Here is a 17,432-nt window from a genome sequence, read left to right as displayed (position 1 = left end):
CCAGGTCCAAATCCCGGTGCCATCTTTCTCCATTTGCCGCAGAGCCCGCATACCACCGCCATGGTGCACGTTGAGCCAGTGTTCCATCGTATGTTCAGGGTTGTCACTGAATAACCAAAGTTTTTTCAGATCGGTGGCGGTTGAGCTGGTCCCTTCAAACCACAGTAATGCCCCCAGACGGACGAGTTGCCCATTGCGCTCCAGCGTTGCTGTGATCCCGGTGATGGTTTTACCTAGCCGCGCAATATGAGATTGCCCAGGGCCGCCATCACCAGGCCCGGAAACACCGCGAACATAAGAAACCAGATCGCGATCGCTTTCATGCCCCCCCGTAGAAGCCAAGTTGTAACGGGGGTTCGCACACAGAAGTGTCATAAGTGCATCCACTAACGTGGTTTTGCCACTGCCTGTCGGGCCAATGACCGCAGTTCCTGCGGGATCTATCGTTGCCTGGTGCCGCCCCTGGAAACCACCCCAGTTGAATAATTCAATATGGGTCAAAATAAAGGTTTCATTTTCAGCCCAAAGCGTGGTTTGCTTCATGCGATATCCTCCATGCCTGCCCGGGGCCTGTCATCCTCCGCAGGAGATTTGTTTTCCACCTGCTCTTGAAGCCAAACCAGTAACGCCTGCAAGTTTTCGGGGTTGGCAAGATGGGCGATGATAGGGCGGACGGTGACGCGTTCTTGCGCATCCAGTGCGGAAACCAACCCATGGCCTTTCAACTGATCTAACAGGTTGATAACCCGGGTTCGTTCTTTAGACTCGCTGCCCGGATCGCCCAGGTAGACCTGTAATTGCGGGATTAACTCGTCGACAGCGATCGTTGCCTGACCGGCCCCGGTTCCGCTTTCCTGTTCATAAGCGATAAAATGTTTGCGCAGCATCGCTACCAGCAACGATTGCTCCAGGTTCAGGCGTTGTCGACGCACCAGCGGATGTGCCCACTCATCCTGCTCCTGTAAGTCATCCTGGCGTACCGCGACATAGAGCAGGCCCCGGATTTCATCTATCCCCATTTCAAGATCCAGGGGTTGCAGAATGTGTGATATCTCTTCCGTATTTGTTAGAGCGGTTCGATAAAGGTTGGGCTTATGGTTCTCCTCAAGCAGGCCATATTTGAGAAGTTCCTGCACGGCTTCACGCACCGGCTTCAAGGTTCGAGCCTCGCTTTTCAGGATCGCGGGGTTTTGTACCTCCTCGATTTCCGATCCTGACATCGTGTCAACGTCTTCTTTAGCAGCAGAGCCTGCGACTTTGTCAAAAAAGCCAGCCATGTTATTACTCCCAATCAATATCCCTGAGGGCTTGATTTTCCAGCCCGGTATAAGGCAGGTTAAAGCGCCAGCGACGTTGCTCATCGTCTACAAGCTCAACACTTTCCCGCTGTTCATCCAGAACTTCGATCCCTGCCTCACGGGCCATTCCCAGCCAGATCGCGAAAGTTTCCAGGTCATGTTCAGGGGGCAGGAGGGTAGCCAGTTCACCAAGGCTAACCGGCCGGTTTTCTTGTGCCAGGATCTGTAAGGTGCGCAGAATCAAAGCTTCCCGATCCAGGCCATTAAATGCATCCCAGAAATCATTGCCGATTTGTTCCAGATCGGCGGCATTGTTGCTGAGATCCAAAACCTGTTCTGCGGCCTCATCCATCTCTTTGAAGCGCAGGCGTTCAACCGCCGAGACCCCTGTAACCGCTACACCAATGGCAGGCAGTGGCACTTCCTGTTTGCGTACCGCTTGCCGCTGCCAGTCGAGCTTGAGCGTAAGGCTGAGAATTTCGTTCAGCAAATGCCCGACGCGATGATGTTCAGCGGCAAGCCCGGTCTTCATAAAACCGCGAACATCACGCTCACTGCGAGAACGGGCCTGAAGTACGGTTTGAGATTCGTCCACCAGGCGCTTAACTAGCCAACGCAGCTCCTGGTGCTGTTGACGTGTTAGCGCATCGGCGGCAGCCGGGTGAATAAGGATCACGCGCAATCGCTCACTCATCGCTGTCAACTCGCTGGACTGCCGGAGTTGTAATTGAAAACTGTCGAATACGCGGCCTTCTGGCGTATTGAGTAGCGTATCCTGATCGTTAAGCAGGCGTTCGACAATTTCTCCCCGATGATACTGCTCGCCAATGATGGACTGCCTGAGCGCGCGATCGGCTTCACGCCAGGAGTCTTCAACGCGGCGAAAATCGGTGCGCAGGCCGGTAGCCAAGTTATAGACCTCACGGATCCCTTCAACAGCCTGATACTCCCCCAGCACGGCAATATGCCCGCTTTCGGCCTCTGCGAGCTCACGTTCGAGATCGGCCATTCGGCGGCGGAGTGTGGCGATGCGGCTAGCCGGGTTGGGGTTGAGGCTGGTTTCCAGATTTTCGATTTCGCGCTGCACTATCGACAGGCGGGAGGCGGTGGACGTCATGATGCGGTTATCCAACGTTTCAACAAAGCCAATGGCCACTTCCAGAGCATCCGTAGCGAATATCCGTCCCTCCCGTTCAACGATCAGGCGGCGCTTGATCCATTCCCGTAGTTCACGGCCGGCCTGAAGAGACGTGTTTTCCGGCTCAATCTGGTATTGTTCCTGATTGGCATGGCTGGCGAGCAGGTTGCCCAATACCTGTAGCGCCTCTTCCATGGGAATGCCATCTGTTGATTTTTCAAAAAGTGATTGCAGGCAGCTCAGAACCAACGGGGCGCGGCGGGAAGCCAGTAACACCCAGGCAGGATGCTGGCCTCTGGCCGAAATGTATTTTTCCGTCCGTTGCTGCGCATTTTCTTCCATGTCTGCCGGGGCCTTTAATCAACTGAAAGTAACGTCCTAGATTAAACTGATGAACAATTATTATGCAAAGAAACAAACAACGCCACAAAGCTCGCTAGATCACATCAATACCGACATTTGCGGTTTATTGCTCTATTCTCATTAGTTTTTTCTCTTCTTTCAATCCTTGCAACCTCACTCGGCACATTACAAACGCAGTTTGCGAGACGCTTCCAGTTTTTACCTGTGACAGCTTATTGATCGCTGGGCTAGTATAGCGATACCCGTAACACCACAAGTCATGCGCAGGTTCGGTTCTTACCGAGTTCAGTTCTGTTGCTGTCCGTTGGCGTCGTCATTTTGACGCCCTTGGCTCACAAAGGTTTGCCAGCCTGTTTGCCCGTCATATATGCTCCGCTTTATGACCAACTGATTGATTTAATTATGCTGACTCCCATTTTCAGCTCAACAAGTGAGATTTAGTGATTTTTCATGAGACAACGCGATAACTAATGATGAAGACGAAGATCACAATCAATTTTAAATTCAATGGATTGGAAGCGATAACGTTATGACAAGCACTGAAAAACTCGATTCGCATACACCAATGATGCAACAGTATCTTCGCCTGAAAGCACAGCATCCAGAGATACTACTGTTCTACCGGATGGGTGATTTCTATGAGCTGTTTTATGACGATGCCAAACGCGCATCGCAGCTTCTGGATATCTCGCTGACCAAACGCGGAGCCTCTGCGGGCGAACCGATCCCGATGGCGGGTGTTCCTCACCATGCAGTGGAAAACTATCTCGCCAAGCTGATACAGCTGGGCGAATCAGCAGCAATTTGCGAACAGATTGGCGATCCGGCCACCAGCAAAGGCCCGGTCGAACGTAAAGTTGTCCGCATTGTCACCCCTGGCACCATCACCGATGAAGCCTTGCTGCAAGAACGGCAGGATAACCTGCTGGCTGCCATCTGGCAGGATGCCCGCGGTTTTGGCTACGCCACGCTGGACATCAGTTCTGGTCGTTTCCGGGTTGCCGAGCCGGAAGATCTCGAAACCATGGCGGCCGAATTACAGCGTACCAACCCGGCAGAGCTTTTGTACCCGGAAAGTTTCGAGCAAATGGCGCTGATTGAGCAGCGTCACGGCCTGCGCCGCCGCCCACTGTGGGAGTTTGAACTGGAAACCGCCCGTCAGCAGTTGAACCTGCAATTCGGTACCCGCGATCTCACCGGTTTTGGCGTGGAACAGGCACATCAGGCACTGCGGGCGGCGGGTTGCCTGCTGCAATATGTTAAAGATACCCAGCGTACCTCACTGCCACATATTCGTGGGCTCACCATGGAGCGCCAGCAGGACGGCATCATTATGGATGCGGCCACCCGTCGCAATCTGGAAATCACGCAAAACCTTTCGGGTGGCAACGAGAACACCCTGGCGGCAATCCTTGATCGCACCGTCACGCCGATGGGTAGCCGTATGTTGAAGCGTTGGTTACATATGCCTACCCGCGACGTCAGCGTGCTGAACAACCGACAGCAGGCTATCGCTGCATTACAAGAACTGAGTAGCGATCTGCAACAACCGCTGCGCCAGGTGGGCGATCTGGAGCGTATTCTGGCACGCTTGGCGCTACGCACCGCTCGCCCACGCGACCTGGCGCGCATGCGCCATGCTTTCCAGCAACTGCCGGATATCCGTGAGGTGCTGGAAAATACCGCAACGCCACACGTACAGAAACTGCTGTCACAGGTCGGCCAGTTCGACGAACTGCAAGCGCTGCTGGAACGTGCCATTGTAGAAGCACCCCCGGTGCTGGTGCGAGATGGTGGCGTGATTGCGCCTGGTTACAACGAAGAGCTGGATGAGTGGCGGGCACTGGCTGACGGAGCTAGCGACTATTTGGACCGCCTTGAGATCCGCGAGCGTGAAAAGCTCGGTCTGGATACGCTGAAAGTGGGTTTCAACGGTGTGCATGGTTACTACATTCAGGTCAGCCGTGGGCAAAGCCACTTGGTGCCGATCCACTATGTACGCCGTCAGACGCTGAAAAATGCCGAACGCTATATCATTCCAGAGCTGAAAGAATACGAAGATAAAGTGCTGACCTCGAAAGGGAAAGCGCTGGCGATTGAAAAAGGGCTGTATGACGAATTGTTCGATCTGCTGCTGCCACACCTTGAGGAACTGCAACAAAGTGCTGGAGCCTTGGCGGAACTGGATGTATTAGCCAACCTGGCTGAACGTGCCGAAACGCTGAACTATGCCTGCCCAACGATGAGTGAACAACCGGGTATCCGCATCGCCGAAGGCCGTCACCCGGTAGTGGAACAGGTGCTGAGTGAACCCTTTATCGCTAACCCGGTTTCACTGTCGCCACAGCGGCGTATGCTGATCATTACTGGCCCTAATATGGGCGGTAAAAGTACCTATATGCGCCAAACGGCGCTGATTGTACTGATGGCACACATCGGCAGTTTCGTGCCCGCAGCAAAAGCCACCATCGGCCCGGTCGATCGTATTTTTACCCGCGTCGGCGCGGCAGACGATCTGGCCTCCGGCCGCTCGACTTTTATGGTGGAAATGACCGAAACCGCCAATATCCTGCATAACGCCACAGAAAACAGCCTGGTGCTGATGGATGAGATTGGCCGTGGCACCTCGACTTACGATGGGCTATCTCTGGCCTGGGCCTGTGCCGAAAACCTGGCTAACCGCATTAAAGCCATGACTTTATTCGCCACGCATTACTTCGAACTCACCACCTTGCCAGAGAAAATGGAGGGGGTGGTCAACGTGCATCTGGATGCATTAGAGCATGGTGATACCATCGCCTTTATGCACAGCGTGCAGGATGGTGCAGCCAGCAAGAGCTACGGGCTGGCGGTTGCCGCATTAGCCGGGGTGCCACGTGATGTGATCAAACGTGCTCGTCAGAAATTGCGTGAGTTGGAAAGCCTCTCCAGCCAAACCGCCGCTGGCACGGTAGATGCAACCCAGATGACGCTGCTGAATGAGGAAGTTTCACCAGCCGTAGAGGCCTTAGAGGCGCTGGATCCAGACACTCTGTCACCACGTCAGGCGCTGGAATGGATCTACCGGCTGAAAAGCCTGGTTTGAGTGGAATGAAATTGCGGGCATAAAAAAACGGTGAGCATCATGCTCACCGTTTTTATTTTTAATGAAGTCAAACACGTTTATTCGCGGAACAGTGCTTCGATGCTCAGACCTTGCATTTGCAGAATTTCACGCAGACGGCGTAAGCCTTCAACCTGAATCTGACGAACACGTTCACGTGTCAGGCCAATCTCGCGGCCCACGTCTTCCAGCGTTGCCGCTTCATAGCCCAGCAGACCGAAACGGCGAGCCAACACTTCACGCTGTTTGGCGTTCAATTCGAACAGCCATTTGACGATGCTTTGTTTCATATCATCGTCTTGCGTGGTGTCTTCCGGCCCGTTGTCTTTCTCATCAGCCAGAATATCCAGCAGTGCTTTCTCGGAATCACCCCCCAACGGCGTATCAACAGAAGTGATACGTTCGTTCAGGCGCAGCATCCGGCTGACATCATCAACCGGTTTGTCGAGTTGCTCCGCAATCTCTTCAGCGCTTGGTTCGTGATCCAGTTTGTGAGAAAGCTCACGCGCGGTACGCAAATAAACATTCAGTTCTTTAACGATATGGATCGGCAAACGGATAGTACGGGTTTGATTCATAATCGCCCGTTCGATCGTCTGACGGATCCACCAAGTTGCATAGGTAGAGAAACGGAAACCGCGTTCTGGATCAAACTTTTCAACCGCACGAATCAGACCAAGGTTACCTTCCTCAATCAGATCCAGCAGCGCCAGACCGCGATTACTGTAACGACGGGCAATTTTCACCACCAGCCGCAGGTTGCTCTCTATCATGCGGCGGCGAGACGGCACGTCTCCGCGCAATGCACGCCGCGCAAAATAAACTTCTTCCTCTGCGGTCAGCAGAGGTGAATAACCGATTTCGCCCAGATAGAGCTGCGTTGCATCCAATACGCGTTGGGTAACACCTTGAGACAAGAGCTCGTCTTCTGCCAAGTCATTCTCACTGGATTCTTCCTCTACCAGCGCTTTCTCGTCGAATGACTCAACCTCCGTGGCATTCTCATCGAAATCTGCATCATCATGTAACTCGTTAACTTTCAGCGTATTTTGGCTCATAAGCGGCTCCTACCCGTGATACCGCGAGCAGAATACAACGCATTCTGCCCAATCTATCGCTGCGGAAGATAACGCAGCGGGTTTACGGATTTCCCCTTGTAACGAATTTCAAAATGCAAACGTACTGAACTGGTTCCGGTGCTTCCCATCGTTGCTATTTTTTGCCCCGCCTTGACCTCTTGTTGTTCCCGGACCAGCATTGTGTCGTTATGGGCGTAGGCACTCAGGTAATCATCATTATGTTTGATGATGATTAGATTACCGTAACCCCGTAAAGCGTTGCCTGCATACACTACACGACCATCGGCGGTAGCAAAAATAGGCTGCCCACGGGTGCCAGCAATATCGATACCTTTATTTCCACCTTCCGATGAAGAGAAGTTATCGATGATTTTACCGTCAGTTGGCCATCTCCAGCTACTAACCGGAGCGCTATTACTGAGGGTGCTTGGCGCGGTAACGGGAGCGCTGGCGGAACCTGCCACGACTGCCCCCGATGTAGGCAACATCTTACCTACATTCTGTTTACCCGAGTTACCAGAATACGCGTTAGTTGATTGAGAATCAACCGTTGCAGTTTGTATCTGAGCACTAGACGGTGGTTTCGGCACACCACCGCCGGTCGCATTAGTTGCAGCCAGCATACCGCCATTACCGTTGGCAGAACCATTACCAAGTTGAATGGTTTGGCCTACTTCCAGGCTATACGGCTGAGGAATATTGTTACGCTGGGCAAGGTCTCGGAAATCATTCCCGGTGATCCAGGCGATATAAAACAGCGTGTCACCGCGTTTAACGGTATAAGTGCTGCCGCTATAGCTCCCTTTAGGTATAGCGTTGTAACTACGCTTGTAAACAATGCGCCCCTGCGAAGCCGAAGTGCCACCCGAGTTACCCGATGTAGCAGCACCATCACCGCCTACGCTGCTGATAGGTGCCGAGGTGGAATTATTATTTGAACAACCTGCCAACCACAAACTTAACATCGTACACACCGCAACTCGGCGTAAAGTAATCATTGGGCTTCCCGTGCTCATGCTTCCCCCATAACAGCAATATCAGTGATATATCCAAAAAATACCCTTCACATCGTAGCCGAGCTTGAGCGTTCTCTCAGTTTCCACAACGAAAGGTTCCCTTGGCCGATCCCTGAACACCAGGTGATCTCCCGCCAGGGAATCAAAAAAGCAGCACCGCCAATGCTCACCACATTGGCGCAGCCACACCATAAGACAACAACATAGAAAAACAATTGTATTAAAAATTAATATTGTTGAAACGCTAAAACCTTAACCGGACGTTATGAAAGTGCAACAGATTTCTTCCTGCGCGGCAAATTCAGGCTAGGCCAGTTCACCTTTCACCAGTGGCACGAATCTTACTGCTTCAACGGCATCGATAGAAAACTCATCGCCGCAGCGCTGAATACGCTTCAGCGTTTGCGCCTGCTCACCCACCGGCAGCACCAATATGCCCCCGTCGTCCAGTTGCTGCATCAGCGCCTGCGGAATTTCCGGTGGCGCAGCGGTCACAATGATGGCGTCAAACGGCCCACGTGATGCCCAGCCCTGCCAGCCATCACCATGGCGCGTCGAAACGTTGTGAAGATCGAGCTGCTTCAGACGGCGCTTTGCCTGCCACTGCAATCCTTTGATACGTTCCACAGAGCAAACATGCTGCACCAAATGGGCCAGAATCGCCGTCTGGTAACCGGAACCCGTACCAATCTCCAGCACTCTGGAGGTTTGCGTCAGCCTTAACAACTCCGTCATACGCGCAACCATATAAGGCTGAGAAATCGTCTGGCCCGAACCGATAGGCAATGCGGTATTTTCATAGGCCTTGTGTTCAAGCGCCTCGTCAACAAAACGCTCACGCGGCACATCTTCGATCGCCTTGAGCAATCGTTCGTCCCTGATCCCTTGCTGGCGCAGCTGCGTCAACAATGTCTGTATGCGTCTGTTTACCATTCCCCGCTAACCTCTACTTTGGTTAACCATGTTGTTAGCACATCCTGCGCCCCGTAGGCGGTCAAATCCACCTGCAAAGGCGTCACTGCCACGTACCCCTGCTCCACCGCAGCAAAGTCAGTATCTGGGCCAGCATCGAACTTATCTCCCGGAGGGCCAATCCAATACAGATTCTGCCCACGCGGATCCTGCTGGCAAAATACCTTGTCGGCGGGATGTCGGCTGCCACAGCGAGTCACACGTATCCCCTTGATCTGCGAAAGCGGCAAATCGGGTACGTTGATATTGAGGATTTTACCGGTGCGCAGCGGTTCACGCAGCAAGGCACGCAGCAGCGAGCAGGTGATTACCGCTGCCGTATCATAATGCTGGTGACCATTCAGCGACACCGCGAGCGCTGGCAGGCCCAAATGGCGGCCTTCCATTGCGGCGGCCACCGTGCCGGAATAGATAACATCATCTCCCAGATTCGGCCCGGCGTTGATGCCAGACACCACCACATCGGGTGCCGGGCGCATCAACGCATTGACGCCCAGATAGACACAATCCGTTGGCGTCCCGTGTTGCACCGCAATATCACCATTCGGCATGGTCAGCGTGCGCAATGGCGACTCCAACGTCAGCGCATTGGAAGACCCACTGCGGTTGCGATCGGGAGCCACCACCTGCACCTCAGCAAATTCACGCAGCCGCTTAGCCAGTGCCTGAATACCCGGTGCCGTAACACCATCATCATTACTCAGTAATATCCGCATCACTGTTATCCTGCCGCATGATTTCGCGAACAACGCTGGTAGCAAAACTGCCTGCTGGCAACCAAAAGCGCAATTCAACGGTGACATCATCCCACCAGTTCCACAGCAATTTCTGCGGTTGTAACAGCAGGGCTCGTCGAGCAGGTTCAACACGCTCGCGCTTTAAAAGCGTAAGCAATTCCGGCTGTTCCGCCAAGCATTGCTGTTCAAATTTCAGTGCTTCCCCAGCCGTGCCCGGTTCACCGTCCCCCGGCAAGGGTGCGGTAATCAGCAATTCACCGGCATCCAAGCGCTGTTGCAGGCTGTCCAGTTCTTCTGGCTTGGCGACAAACCAACTACCACGCCCGGCGAGCTGCAACGCATCGCCTTCCAGCACGATACGCTGCTGCTGATTAGCCAGACGCTGGCTGGTAATCAGGTTGAACAGCGCGCTACGGCTGGCGGAGAGATAAAAACTACGCTTGCTGCGCTCTTTAACCCGAATCTCGTCCTTCGCCCAACGGCGCGCCATCACCAGATTATTACCGCCGCGGCCAAAGCGCTGGCTGCCAAAGTAATTGGGTACACCACCTGTCGCGATAGCCTGCAAACGCTGCTCCACTTCCTGACGATCGCTGATATCGCGTAATACCAGGGTGAAATCATTACCTTTCAAGGTGCCGATGCGCAGCTTGCGCAGATGGCGCGCGGCCTGCAGCACTTCACAGCCTTCAAGCGCAAACTGGGTGAGATCGGGGGATTCTTTACCCGGCAGATGCAGGCAGAACCACTGCTCGGTCACCGCATGGCGGTCTTTCAAACCGGCATAGCTGACCGAACGTGCATGAATACCGGCAAACTTCGCCAGATAATCGGCGACAAACTGGGTATTACAGCCGGTTTTGCGGATGTTCACCAACAGGTGCTCACCTTCACCATCAGGCGTAAATCCCAGATCTTCCACGACGATGAAATCTTCCGGGTTAGCTTTCAGCACCCCACGGGCCTGAGGCTGGCCGTACAGCCAGGTCAGATTTGCCATATCCATGCGTCTACTCCTTGATCAACAAGGCGACGGCTTCACAGGCAATGCCCTCACCGCGCCCGGTGAAGCCTAATTGCTCGGTGGTGGTGGCTTTAACGTTAACGTCATCCATATGGCATTGCAGATCTTCTGCCAGGAAAACGCGCATCTGAGGAATATGCGGTGCCATCTTCGGTGCCTGAGCGATAATGGTCACATCCAGGTTCCCCAGGCGATAACCTTTGGCGCGGATGCGTTTCCACGCTTCACGCAGCAACTCGCGGCTGTCGGCCCCTTTGAATGCCGGATCGGTATCAGGGAACAGTTTACCGATGTCGCCTAACGCCGCTGCCCCTAACAGAGCATCGGTGGCAGCATGCAGTGCGACATCACCGTCTGAGTGCGCCAGCAGACCTTTTTCATAAGGAATGCGAACACCACCGATCACCAGCGGCCCTTCGCCGCCAAATTTATGGACATCAAAACCGTGACCGATACGCATAATGCGCTCCTTAATTGTTCAACTGAGTCAAATAGAACGCCGCCAGCGCTAAATCCTCCGGCCGCGTCACTTTAATATTGTCCGAACGCCCCGCCACCAGCAGCGGATGATAACCGCAATGCTCCAGCGCAGAAGCCTCGTCGGTCACCGTTGCGCCTTCGTCCAGCGCGCGTTGCAGGCAGAGTTTAAGCAATTCCAACGGGAATAGCTGCGGCGTCAGCGCATGCCACAGATCCTGGCGCTCAACGGTGTGCGAAATAGCACTTTGGCCCGTTTCAGCACGTTTCATGGTATCACGCACCGGCGCGGCAAGAATTCCGCCGACCAAACTGTGTGCCGTAATGGCCAACAGGCGCTCCAGATCGTCTGCATGCAGACAAGGACGCGCGGCATCATGCACCAACACCCATTCGGCATCGCCCGCCAGTCGCAGCCCGGCCATCACCGAGTCGGCACGCTGCTGGCCCCCCACGGTAACGCGCACGCGAGGATCCTGGGCGATCGGAAGCCGGTGGAATTGATCATCATCGTGGCTGATGGCCACGATCACCTGTGGAATACGCGGGTGCCGCAACAGGGCGTGGATCGCGTGCTCAAGGATAGTTTGATGGCCGATAGTTAAATACTGTTTTGGACAATCGGCCTGCATGCGGCTGCCGATACCGGCAGCGGGCAGGACAGCGACCACCTGCGGCAAAGCACTTGCGGAATGATTCATGCGTTATTTTTGTAGGTTGTTTTGCGTGGAAGACGCCGCGCTGCGTCTAGATTGGTCAGGCACCAGACGATAGAAAGTCTCACCGGGTTTAATCATCCCCAGTTCATTACGCGCACGCTCCTCAATCGCTTCCTGACCGCCGTTCAAATCGTCGATCTCGGCAAACAACTGATCGTTACGCGCCTTTAATTTGGCATTATTGCTCTGTTGAGCCGCTACGTCTTCATTGACCCGCACATAATCGTGAACACCATTTTTACCCAACCACAGCGAATACTGTAGCCAGCCGAGCAATGCAAGCAATAGCAGCGTAAGTTTTCCCATCTCCGCCCCCTGAAAAACCGACCAATCATCCCACAACTTTCCGTTTGACTCCACACCGGGAGCGGCATTTAGCCAGCAGATTCAGAGTAAGGATAAGATCTTCCTGAGCCTAGCGCTTTATTTTCGTCCGAAAGCGGCAAAAAAAGCCACTTTATACCGCAGAAAACGGCTGTGGGTTCTGTTTGATCTCTCAGCCATCCCAAGCAGGTTATGCAGTAATAAGCACTGGCTACCGCGAAAATCCTCCGACACTTACACCACGATTAAAATAATTATTCATATTTAACACTATTAGTATTTTCATCATTAGGTAATGGTTGTTTTTTTATTCATATAAGCTTATTTTTATGCACGTAAAGTGCATAAATAAATCCAATATATAACCTTTAATTTCTGGGGATCGACGATGTTAAAACACTTAGTGCTGATTGGTGCCTGTCTGGCAGCCACTTTTTCTGCGGCTTCCTTCGCAGCTGAGCCGACATATGTGGTTGGCTCTGGCGGTACTTATCGCCCATTCGAATTTGAAAACAGCAAGAAAGAGCTGGAAGGCTTTGATATTGATGTCATTAAAGCAGTGGCCAAAGCGGAAGGTTTCCAGGTGAAACTGGTCAATACGCCGTGGGAAGGGATTTTCGCCACCCTGAATTCTGGCGATCGCGACATTATTATTTCTGGTATTACCATTACCGACAAGCGCAAGCAAATGGTTGATTTCTCAGCGCCTTACTTCCCGGCAGAACAGGCGATCGTGGTGCCGAAAGATTCCACGGTGGACTCCATTGCCGCACTGAAAGCGCTGAAGGTCGGCGTCGTCAACTCCAGCACCGGTGACATCGTGGTTTCCGACACCTTGGGCAAAAACAGCACGGCGATTAAACGCTTCGACAATACGCCACTGATGCTGCAAGAGCTGTATGAAGACGGTATCGGTGCCGCCGTCGGTGACGTTGGCGTGGCCAAGTTCTACATCAAAACCCACCCGGAGAAAGAGTTCAAACTGGTTTCTGACGCCAAGTTTGAGCGCCAGTATTTCGGTATTGCGGTCGCCAAAGGTAACGATGAACTGCGTAACAAAATCAACGCCGGGCTGAAGAAAATCATCGCCGACGGCACTTACGCAAAAATCTACCAGACCTGGTTCGACAGCAACGTACCAACGCTGCCAGCACAATAAACTGAGCCAATCAGAAGGAACTGCCCTTGAATTTCCGTTGGGAGATCATTCAGGAATACGCGCCATTATTTATGGAAGGCGCCCTGATGACCATCAAATGCACCATCATCTGCGTGCTGCTGGGCACCACCTGGGGATTGATCCTCGGGTTGGGCCGCCTAGCACAGGCACCGCACGGTATCTGGAAACCGATTCTACACTACGGCATTCAATGGCCGGTGCGTATTTACATCAGCGCATTCAGGGGCACGCCGCTGTTTGTGCAAATCATGGTCGTGCACTTTGCGCTGGTGCCGCTGTTCATCAACCCGCGTGATGGCCTGCTGGTCACCAGCGGCCTGATGAGCAGCGATTTCGCTCGCGCGCTGCGTTCTGATTACGGCGCATTCCTGTCGTGCGTAGTGGCGATCACCCTGAACGCCGGTGCTTACGTGTCAGAAATTTTCCGTGCCGGTATTCAGTCTATCGATCGCGGCCAGATGGAAGCCTCACGCTCGTTGGGCATGAGCTATGGCAAAACCATGCGCAAAGTGATCCTGCCGCAGGCGTTTCGCCGTATGCTGCCACCGCTGGGTAACAACGCGATTGCCATCGTCAAGGATTCGTCACTGGCTTCCGCCATTGGTCTGGCCGATCTGGCCTATGCCGCCCGTACCGTTTCCGGCGCGTACGCCACCTACTGGGAGCCCTACCTGGCCATCTCGCTGGTCTATTGGGTCATCACCTTCCTGCTTTCGCTGATGGTGCAACACATGGAAAAAAGGTTCGGTAAAAGTGATTCGCGTACATAACCTGCAAAAACAATTTGGCGAAAGCCACGTGCTGCGCGGCATCTCCTGCGAGATCGCGCCTAATGAAGTGGTGTGCATTATCGGCCCTTCCGGTTCCGGCAAAAGCACCTTTCTGCGCTGCATCAATGCGCTGGAAACCCTCTCCGGCGGTGAGATTGACGTTAACGGCTTTGCCATTCATAGCCAGAAAACCGATCTGAACAAGATGCGTGAAAGCGTGGGCATGGTATTCCAGCGTTTTAACCTGTTCCCACATATGACGGTGCTGGAAAACATCATCATGGCACCGATGGGGGTGAAAAAGTTGTCGCGCAGCGAGGCCATCACGCGGGCAGAAGTGTTACTGAATAAAGTTGGCTTGATCGATAAGATCGACGCCTACCCCAGCAGCCTGTCCGGTGGCCAGCAGCAACGGGTGGCGATCGCCCGGGCGCTGGCGATGGAGCCTAAAATCATGCTGTTCGATGAACCGACATCGGCATTGGATCCAGAGTTGGTCGGCGAAGTGCTGGCGGTGATGAAATCACTGGCGCATGAGGGCATGACTATGGTGGTGGTGACCCATGAAATGGGCTTTGCTCGTGAAGTGGCCGATCGGGTGTTGTTTATCGATCAGGGCATTATTCAGGAAGAAGGCACGCCGCAGCAGATTTTCAGTCACCCTACCAATCCGCGCACTCAGGCATTTCTAAGCAAAGTTTTGTAACCTTACGCACGGCTTTGACATCTCTCGGGCGCAGATCTGCGCCCTGCTTATTACCAGCCGCTCAGAAAACTGAATACCAGCCAGAACAGGCAAATGACGGCAACGCCAGTCGTCAATAAGGTAAGAAATGGTTTGCCACGTAATAGCATGCTGATGGCGATCCCAACCAATACCGACACCGGCATCAACGCCAGGAAGAACGGCCAGGTATAGAGCAGGAAGAACAACGTGTTGGAACCGTAAACCAGAAAGGGAACTGCAAACGCCAACCAGTAGAAGGCAAAGCCGCTGGCAGCCCCCAGGAAAGAGTACGAGGGCTCCTCTTGCTGCTGTTGCACATCAATCAGTACTGGCGGGGCATTTTGCATAACGATCCCTGGTCATTCATAGTCTATTGGCGCGCTTTGCGGCGGGCTTAGATTAAAAAGCGCATGGCAAAACAGCCACACGCTTTTTTCGAATTCAGGGTTTGATAATAGCCTGACCACGCAGTACGTCTAACAATTGCGCAGTCAAATTTGTTACCAATTGTTCACCATTCAAATGAACATCGGGTTGGGCGGGAGCTTCATAAACTGAGTCGATCCCGGTGAAGTTACGCAGTTCACCGGCACGCGCTTTTTTGTACAGCCCTTTCGGATCGCGCGCTTCGCAAATGGCCAACGGCGTGTCGACAAACACCTCCACAAAACGCCCAGTATCGAGCATTTCCCGCACCATCTGCCGTTCGGCGCGGTGCGGTGAAATGAAGGCGGTCAAGACCACCAGCCCGGCATCCACCATTAGCCTCGCGACTTCACCGACGCGGCGGATGTTCTCACGACGATCGTCGTCGCCAAAACCCAGATCGCGGCACAGGCCGTGACGCACGTTATCGCCATCCAGCAGATAGGTACTGACTCCTAACTGATGCAGCGCCTGCTCCAGCGCACCGGCGACGGTGGATTTCCCCGAGCCGGAAAGGCCGGTAAACCACAGCACCACACCTTTATGGCCGTTTCGCGTTTCACGTTCCGCCCGCGTTACCGCATGCGGATGCCACACCACGTTTTCATCGTCTGGCCCGGTTGGCCGGATCTCAACCACGCGATTTCCCCCCAAGCAGATCGCGCGCTTCCCAATGTGGGAAATGCTTACGCACCAGCGCATTCAGCTCCAGTTCAAAGGCGCTGTAATCCCCCACCGTTGCTTGATGGCTATGGTGCAGCGCTTCGCGGATCAGCCCGGCGCCGACCGTAACGTTAGTCAGGCGATCGATAAAGATCAGGCCGCCGGTGTCGTGATTCTGTTGATAGCTGTCCAGCACCAGCGGTTCGTCAAAGGTCAGTTCCACCAGCCCGATGCCGTTCAGCGGTAAAATATCGGCATGATGTTGCGCCAGCGAGTTAATCTCCACCTGATGGCGAATGCTTTCTACCCGGGCACGGGTTTTCTTGCCTGCCACTTTGATGTCATAACTTTGGCCCGGCAACAGCGATTGCTCGGCCATCCACACCACATCCACCAGTGCGCTCTGCGCCGCCTGTAGCGTTTCACCGGCATCCACCAACAGATCGCCACGGCTGATATCCACTTCGTCTTTCAGCACCAGCGTAATTGCCTCGCCCGGCACGGCCTCCTGCAAGTCGCCATCAAAGGTTACGATGCGCGCAACGCTAGATTCCACGCCAGATGGCAGTACTTTGATGCGCTGGCCGACGCGCACTATACCGGCAGATAAGGTGCCCGCGTAGCCACGGAAATCGAGATTCGGGCGGTTAACGTATTGCACCGGGAAGCGCAGCGGCTGGCTTTCCCTTTGGCTGATCACATCCACGGTTTCCAGCACTTCCAGCAGCGTCGGGCCGCTGTACCACGGCATCTGCTTGCTCTGGGTTGCCACGTTGTCACCGTCCAACGCCGACAGCGGCACAAACTTGATGTTCAGATCGCTTGGCAGTTGCTCGGCAAACGTCAGGTAATCCTGCTTATATTGCTCAAACACCGCTTCGCTGTAATCCACCAGATCCATCTTGTTCACCGCCACCACCAGATGACGAATGCCCAGCAGAGTGGCGATAAAGCTGTGGCGGCGGGTCTGATCCAGCATACCTTTACGCGCATCAAGCAGCAGGATCGCCAGATCGCAAGTCGACGCCCCGGTTGCCATATTGCGGGTGTACTGCTCATGCCCCGGCGTGTCGGCGATGATAAACTTACGTTTTTCCGTAGAAAAATAGCGGTAAGCCACGTCGATAGTGATGCCCTGTTCGCGCTCGGCCTGCAAACCGTCGACTAGCAACGCCAGATCGAGCTTTTCGCCCTGCGTGCCAATGCGTTTGCTGTCCGTGTGCAGCGTAGAGAGCTGATCTTCGTAAATCTGACGGGTATCGTGCAGCAAGCGGCCGATCAGGGTGCTCTTGCCATCGTCGACGCTGCCGCAGGTCAGGAAGCGAAGCAGACTCTTGTGCTGCTGCGCGTGCAGATAAGACTCCACCCCGCCCTGTTCAGCAATTTGTTGTGCAATAACGTTGTTCATCCGGCGGC

General features: G+C 54.0%; 17 protein-coding genes and 1 pseudogene. 4 read left to right on the top strand and 14 right to left on the bottom strand.

Going from position 1 to position 17,432, the window contains the following annotated elements; genetic code table 11:
- Nucleotides 1-339 precede the first annotated feature (339 nt).
- The 3 genes and pseudogenes from ACX1CU_RS04245 to ACX1CU_RS04235 all read right to left on the bottom strand — a co-directional run.
- A pseudogene (locus ACX1CU_RS04245) lies at nt 340-543 on the bottom strand (ATP-binding protein); the annotation flags it as partial.
- Nucleotides 540-1,277 (bottom strand): DUF4194 domain-containing protein, encoded by a 738-nt coding sequence (locus tag ACX1CU_RS04240; protein WP_459401389.1) that lies wholly within the window; start codon nt 1,275-1,277, stop codon nt 540-542. The pseudogene ACX1CU_RS04245 and the gene ACX1CU_RS04240, both read right to left, overlap by 4 nt.
- 4 nt (nt 1,278-1,281) lie before the next feature.
- Nucleotides 1,282-2,778: a DUF3375 domain-containing protein gene (locus ACX1CU_RS04235; protein ID WP_459401388.1), complete on the bottom strand. Its 1,497-nt coding sequence runs from the start codon at nt 2,776-2,778 to the stop codon at nt 1,282-1,284.
- A gap of 550 nt (nt 2,779-3,328) precedes the next feature.
- Between ACX1CU_RS04235 and mutS the strand changes: the two genes are divergently transcribed.
- Nucleotides 3,329-5,884 carry a DNA mismatch repair protein MutS gene (gene mutS, locus ACX1CU_RS04230; RefSeq protein ID WP_459401387.1) on the top strand — a complete coding sequence of 852 codons (2,556 nt, stop codon included), beginning with the start codon at nt 3,329-3,331 and terminating at the stop codon, nt 5,882-5,884.
- Between the two features lie 77 nt (nt 5,885-5,961).
- Here the strand turns inward: mutS and rpoS are convergent, their stop codons facing one another.
- The 8 genes from rpoS to ftsB form a co-directional block, all read right to left on the bottom strand.
- Nucleotides 5,962-6,960 carry an RNA polymerase sigma factor RpoS gene (gene rpoS / locus ACX1CU_RS04225; RefSeq protein ID WP_459401386.1) on the bottom strand — a complete coding sequence of 333 codons (999 nt, stop codon included), beginning with the start codon at nt 6,958-6,960 and terminating at the stop codon, nt 5,962-5,964.
- Between the two features lie 53 nt (nt 6,961-7,013).
- Nucleotides 7,014-7,979, bottom strand: a complete 966-nt coding sequence (nlpD, locus tag ACX1CU_RS04220; RefSeq protein ID WP_459401385.1) for a murein hydrolase activator NlpD — start codon at nt 7,977-7,979, stop codon at nt 7,014-7,016.
- 324 nt (nt 7,980-8,303) lie between these two features.
- Nucleotides 8,304-8,930, bottom strand: a complete 627-nt coding sequence (locus tag ACX1CU_RS04215; protein ID WP_459401384.1) for a protein-L-isoaspartate(D-aspartate) O-methyltransferase — start codon at nt 8,928-8,930, stop codon at nt 8,304-8,306.
- Complete coding sequence (gene surE / locus ACX1CU_RS04210; protein ID WP_459401383.1) at nt 8,924-9,685, bottom strand: 5'/3'-nucleotidase SurE; 762 nt, start codon at nt 9,683-9,685, stop codon at nt 8,924-8,926. Before surE ends, ACX1CU_RS04215 begins: the two co-directional genes overlap by 7 nt.
- Nucleotides 9,666-10,712, bottom strand: a complete 1,047-nt coding sequence (gene truD / locus ACX1CU_RS04205) for a tRNA pseudouridine(13) synthase TruD (protein WP_459401382.1) — start codon at nt 10,710-10,712, stop codon at nt 9,666-9,668. The genes surE and truD overlap by 20 nt, the downstream gene beginning before the upstream one ends.
- A 4-nt stretch (nt 10,713-10,716) precedes the next feature.
- On the bottom strand, nt 10,717-11,190 hold the full coding sequence (gene ispF / locus ACX1CU_RS04200; protein WP_459401381.1) for a 2-C-methyl-D-erythritol 2,4-cyclodiphosphate synthase: 474 nt from the start codon (nt 11,188-11,190) through the stop codon (nt 10,717-10,719).
- Between the two features lie 10 nt (nt 11,191-11,200).
- Nucleotides 11,201-11,908, bottom strand: a complete 708-nt coding sequence (gene ispD / locus ACX1CU_RS04195; RefSeq protein ID WP_459401380.1) for a 2-C-methyl-D-erythritol 4-phosphate cytidylyltransferase — start codon at nt 11,906-11,908, stop codon at nt 11,201-11,203.
- Nucleotides 11,909-11,911: 3 nt separating this feature from the next.
- Nucleotides 11,912-12,232 carry a cell division protein FtsB gene (gene ftsB, locus ACX1CU_RS04190; RefSeq protein ID WP_459401379.1) on the bottom strand — a complete coding sequence of 107 codons (321 nt, stop codon included), beginning with the start codon at nt 12,230-12,232 and terminating at the stop codon, nt 11,912-11,914.
- Between the two features lie 406 nt (nt 12,233-12,638).
- Between ftsB and ACX1CU_RS04185 the strand changes: the two genes are divergently transcribed.
- The 3 genes from ACX1CU_RS04185 (at nt 12,639) to ACX1CU_RS04175 (ending at nt 14,906) form a co-directional block, all read left to right on the top strand.
- Complete coding sequence (locus ACX1CU_RS04185) at nt 12,639-13,409, top strand: basic amino acid ABC transporter substrate-binding protein (protein ID WP_459401378.1); 771 nt, start codon at nt 12,639-12,641, stop codon at nt 13,407-13,409.
- A gap of 71 nt (nt 13,410-13,480) precedes the next feature.
- Nucleotides 13,481-14,200, top strand: coding sequence for an amino acid ABC transporter permease (locus tag ACX1CU_RS04180; protein ID WP_459402718.1), 720 nt, complete (start codon nt 13,481-13,483; stop codon nt 14,198-14,200).
- Entirely contained in the window at nt 14,184-14,906 is a 723-nt protein-coding gene (locus ACX1CU_RS04175) for an amino acid ABC transporter ATP-binding protein (protein ID WP_459401377.1), read from the top strand. The genes ACX1CU_RS04180 and ACX1CU_RS04175 overlap by 17 nt, the downstream gene beginning before the upstream one ends.
- Nucleotides 14,907-14,956: 50 nt before the next feature.
- Here ACX1CU_RS04175 and ACX1CU_RS04170 read toward each other — a convergent pair whose 3' ends face one another.
- The 3 genes from ACX1CU_RS04170 to cysN form a co-directional block, all read right to left on the bottom strand.
- Complete coding sequence (locus tag ACX1CU_RS04170; RefSeq protein ID WP_459401376.1) at nt 14,957-15,274, bottom strand: DUF3561 family protein; 318 nt, start codon at nt 15,272-15,274, stop codon at nt 14,957-14,959.
- A 94-nt stretch (nt 15,275-15,368) separates the two neighbouring features.
- A complete protein-coding gene (gene cysC, locus ACX1CU_RS04165) occupies nt 15,369-16,055 on the bottom strand; it encodes an adenylyl-sulfate kinase (protein WP_459401375.1) in 687 nt (228 codons plus the stop codon).
- Entirely contained in the window at nt 15,985-17,424 is a 1,440-nt protein-coding gene (gene cysN, locus ACX1CU_RS04160; protein WP_459401374.1) for a sulfate adenylyltransferase subunit CysN, read from the bottom strand. Before cysN ends, cysC begins: the two co-directional genes overlap by 71 nt.
- Between the last annotated feature and the right edge of the window lie 8 nt (nt 17,425-17,432).

Source organism: Serratia sp. D1N4 (genome assembly GCF_054552755.1).
Note: the sequence above shows the minus strand (reverse complement) of the source record. Positions and strands in the feature narration are given on the sequence as shown.

What these genes read in the sequence shown, in the direction of transcription:
- cysC (WP_459401375.1), bottom strand. Translation starts at nt 16,055, where the DNA reads ATGCGCTGGTGCGTAAGCATTTCCCACATTGGGAAGCGCGCGATCTGC.
- ispF (WP_459401381.1), bottom strand. Translation starts at nt 11,190, where the DNA reads ATGCGTATCGGTCACGGTTTTGATGTCCATAAATTTGGCGGCGAAGGG.
- ACX1CU_RS04185 (WP_459401378.1), top strand. Translation starts at nt 12,639, where the DNA reads ATGTTAAAACACTTAGTGCTGATTGGTGCCTGTCTGGCAGCCACTTTT.
- surE (WP_459401383.1), bottom strand. Translation starts at nt 9,685, where the DNA reads ATGCGGATATTACTGAGTAATGATGATGGTGTTACGGCACCGGGTATT.
- nlpD (WP_459401385.1), bottom strand. Translation starts at nt 7,979, where the DNA reads ATGATTACTTTACGCCGAGTTGCGGTGTGTACGATGTTAAGTTTGTGG.
- ACX1CU_RS04240 (WP_459401389.1), bottom strand. Translation starts at nt 1,277, where the DNA reads ATGGCTGGCTTTTTTGACAAAGTCGCAGGCTCTGCTGCTAAAGAAGAC.
- ftsB (WP_459401379.1), bottom strand. Translation starts at nt 12,232, where the DNA reads ATGGGAAAACTTACGCTGCTATTGCTTGCATTGCTCGGCTGGCTACAG.
- mutS (WP_459401387.1), top strand. Translation starts at nt 3,329, where the DNA reads ATGACAAGCACTGAAAAACTCGATTCGCATACACCAATGATGCAACAG.
- rpoS (WP_459401386.1), bottom strand. Translation starts at nt 6,960, where the DNA reads ATGAGCCAAAATACGCTGAAAGTTAACGAGTTACATGATGATGCAGAT.
- ispD (WP_459401380.1), bottom strand. Translation starts at nt 11,908, where the DNA reads ATGAATCATTCCGCAAGTGCTTTGCCGCAGGTGGTCGCTGTCCTGCCC.
- truD (WP_459401382.1), bottom strand. Translation starts at nt 10,712, where the DNA reads ATGGATATGGCAAATCTGACCTGGCTGTACGGCCAGCCTCAGGCCCGT.
- cysN (WP_459401374.1), bottom strand. Translation starts at nt 17,424, where the DNA reads ATGAACAACGTTATTGCACAACAAATTGCTGAACAGGGCGGGGTGGAG.
- ACX1CU_RS04215 (WP_459401384.1), bottom strand. Translation starts at nt 8,930, where the DNA reads ATGGTAAACAGACGCATACAGACATTGTTGACGCAGCTGCGCCAGCAA.
- ACX1CU_RS04170 (WP_459401376.1), bottom strand. Translation starts at nt 15,274, where the DNA reads ATGCAAAATGCCCCGCCAGTACTGATTGATGTGCAACAGCAGCAAGAG.
- ACX1CU_RS04180 (WP_459402718.1), top strand. Translation starts at nt 13,481, where the DNA reads ATGGAAGGCGCCCTGATGACCATCAAATGCACCATCATCTGCGTGCTG.
- ACX1CU_RS04235 (WP_459401388.1), bottom strand. Translation starts at nt 2,778, where the DNA reads ATGGAAGAAAATGCGCAGCAACGGACGGAAAAATACATTTCGGCCAGA.